Origin of the sequence: Anaerobiospirillum sp. NML120448, assembly GCF_023050945.1 — a bacterium.
Taxonomy (GTDB): Bacteria; Pseudomonadota; Gammaproteobacteria; order Enterobacterales; family Succinivibrionaceae; genus Anaerobiospirillum.
On sequence record NZ_JALKIM010000158.1, the window covers coordinates 1 to 1,809 of the forward strand.

Annotated in this window: 2 protein-coding genes; both read left to right on the plus strand. The window is 37.0% G+C overall.

Features of this window, described 5'->3' with window-relative positions:
• The first annotated feature begins 146 nt into the window (after nt 1–146).
• The gene (locus tag MXE38_RS12205; RefSeq protein ID WP_246915476.1) at nt 147–650 is read left to right on the plus strand and encodes a hypothetical protein; all 504 of its coding nucleotides are present in this window, start codon (nt 147–149) and stop codon (nt 648–650) included.
• Nucleotides 651–658: 8 nt separating this feature from the next.
• Complete coding sequence (locus tag MXE38_RS12210) at nt 659–850, plus strand: hypothetical protein (RefSeq protein ID WP_246915478.1); 192 nt, start codon at nt 659–661, stop codon at nt 848–850.
• The last annotated feature ends 959 nt before the right edge of the window (nt 851–1,809 follow it).

Sequence of the window (1,809 nt, forward strand, 5' to 3'; positions counted from 1 at the left end):
ATTCTATTATAGCATCGATACAAGAAACTATACTATATTGACATTTTGGTTTTATACATACATATAGATGATTACAGATTTGTTTCGGTAATTTAGACGGAAATCATACTATTGTCGGTCTATATGATAATGGTTCTTTTGAAAAATTGACCAATGATAGTCAATGTGAGTTTTTACAAGCCCATAAAATTGACTTTAAAACTCGTTGGACTTGTGAGGCTGATAAAAGCACCAACAACCAGAACTTTGGCTTAGGCCGCTTTACTAATATCACTCCCTATTCATACTTCCTTTATTACTGGCATGACAGTGAGTGCTTATACTCCATCATTCCCAATTTTTTGCTAGAAAACTTTAACAATCCTCAAACCAATAGCGAAAATCATACGCTGTTTGCTAATGCTATTTGGCATCACCATCATAAGCTTGGCAGTATTAAGGTAAGTACCAGTAATGAGCTTATTACTGTCTCTTTGCCTTGTTCACTACCAGCAGCTGAGAGTAATTTATTGAAACTTTTTAGTTGGCCACTACTAGTAGAGCCTAATGACATTAGCACTACCAATAGACACACTATGAGTATTTGCGCCTTTTACTGCCTTTATCATGTCTTAAAAAGTAAAGGCTACAGCTTTACAGAAGTGTCCTAACCACCATTATGAATGCTACAGATAGCTGTAGTATAAAGAAGCAACACCGTTCAAACCTTTCTCTTAAACAGGCTAACCATAAGCATATGACGGGCATTAGTGCGGGCGCAAACAGCCGCATCAGCCACACTCACATTAACACTAACATACCCTCTCGCCAGCGCCAGCAATCTTGCATTGCCTACGGCATTGCCCGCTAATGTGACTAGTGCTGTTAAGACCGCTGGGCTGTGGCTACGGCTAAGACAGCTGCAAAGCAAAAGCGGCATGGCTGCGAATATGCTTCGGCTGCGGCGCATGGCAATGCACTGCAATGCAATGCAATGCAGTGCGGCGGTGGTAGGGTTTGGGCTCCTGTTTTTTGTGCAAGCTTACTGCTCTTAACTTTAACTTGCTCTTGACTGTACAGTGACTGTACTGTTTAGCATGCACGCATGCGAGATATTAGTAGAGAGCTATTAATCTTGGATGACAAAAGTCTTGGATTTAGCTAATATTCTGCGCATGTTTTTTGTAGTTGTATGTTTTTTGTTTCTAGGTATTGTTTTGCATGAGCGATTCACGTTTTAACAAATAGGCGTAATTCTCCACCTATAACTCGAAGAGTTTAGGTGGAGATGTAAGCCTACATCTTAATAACATTATAGCGGTCTATCTTGATTTTCTATATATTCACTCAAAACAGATAGAGGAGCACCTCCAACTGAAATTAAGCAGTAATCTCTTGACCACATAGCATTTGTTCCCAAATAAAATTGACTTAAATAAGCAGATTAGTGTTTTCTTATGTGTTTTGAGCTAATGGTTTTGAGGTTTTTGATAAATTTACTTGGCAGTATCGAAGGATTCATGTCAACAAGCAAATAAATATGATCCTGCTCTCCATTAAATTCCAAGATAGATATCCTCCATCTATCAGCAAGCTCCTTCATTTTTATTTCCAGCTCTAAAAGCACTTTGTTGTAAATACCTATCTACGATGTATTATTACTAAGACAAATGATACTTTAGATTAAAGACACAATGAAAATATACATCTAAGTTAATTCTTAGAAATAAATCACACTAAATATATTTTTTTTTTTTTAGCACTAAATACAAATATGATAGTATAATACTTACTAACCATATCCTTTCCCTATGGGAATAACATAAGTGG

Excerpts from the sequence above, each read along its gene's own strand:
- MXE38_RS12210 (WP_246915478.1), top strand. The coding sequence starts at position 659 with ATGAATGCTACAGATAGCTGTAGTATAAAGAAGCAACACCGTTCAAAC.